Here is a 1023-nt window from a genome sequence, read left to right as displayed (position 1 = left end):
GAAGGGGCCGCATCAGATGACATTTATGCCACCTGACACACCGCTTTCGCGAGCAGGCTCGCTCCCACAAGGGCTTAGGCGCATCTAAACGAATATTTCGATGCTTTGCAGCAAATATTTGCGCTTTTTCATCGATACGACTCTGTTTAACCTTCACTCCATCGACTTACAACATTCTCGGATGGAGGCTACACAACATGTCCCGCGTTCTGATCATCGAAAGCAGCGCCCGCCAGCAAGACTCGGTATCCCGTCAACTGACTCAGACCTTCATCAGTCAGTGGAAAGCTGCACACCCGGCCGATCAGATCACCGTACGTGACCTCGCCGTGAACCCGGTGCCACACCTGGACATCAACCTGCTGGGCGGCTGGATGAAATCCGCCGAACAGCGTAACGACAGCGAGCAATCCTCGCTGGATCGTTCCAACGAATTGACCGATGAATTGCTGGCCGCCGACGTGCTGGTGATGGCCGCGCCGATGTACAACTTCGCGATTCCAAGCACCCTGAAAGCCTGGCTCGACCACGTGCTGCGTGCCGGCGTCACCTTCAAGTACACCGAAACCGGCCCGCAAGGACTGCTCAGCGGCAAGCGTGCCTACGTGCTGACCGCTCGTGGCGGCATCTACGCCGGCGGCCCGGCGGATCATCAGGAACCGTACCTGCGTCAGGTGATGGGTTTTATCGGTATCCACGACGTGACCTTCATCCACGCCGAAGGCATGAACCTGGGCGGCGACTTCCAGGAGAAGGGCCTCAACCAGGCCAACGCCAAACTGTCCCAGGTCGCTTGATATGTTAATCGCCAGATAATCGCCGATTGTTCTAGTGACCTGGCGCAACCCCTTCAAGGCTCTACGCGCATCGAACCTCCCTTTGCACTTGTTGCTCCTGAGTGCTGTAGCCCGATTGAACGCTTTAGCGAGATCGGGCTTTTTTTTGCCCGGGATTTTTGCAACGCAGCACATCCCCTGTTGGATTGGGCTTGCCCGCGATGAGGGCGTGTCAGCCATAGATTTG

Annotated in this window: 1 protein-coding gene; it reads left to right on the top strand. The window is 56.9% G+C overall.

Annotated elements, in window-relative coordinates; all coding sequences use genetic code 11:
* Window positions 1-197 precede the first annotated feature (197 nt).
* A complete protein-coding gene (locus tag ACW9HX_RS29065) occupies window positions 198-797 on the top strand; it encodes an FMN-dependent NADH-azoreductase (protein ID WP_007956545.1) in 600 nt (199 codons plus the stop codon).
* Window positions 798-1023: the final 226 nt, after the last annotated feature.

Source organism: Pseudomonas sp. SDO52101_S400, from assembly GCF_054071635.1.
Note: the sequence above shows the minus strand (reverse complement) of the source record. Positions and strands in the feature narration are given on the sequence as shown.

Coding starts and splice junctions, on each gene's coding strand:
- ACW9HX_RS29065 (WP_007956545.1), top strand. CDS start 198: ATGTCCCGCGTTCTGATCATCGAAAGCAGCGCCCGCCAGCAAGACTCG.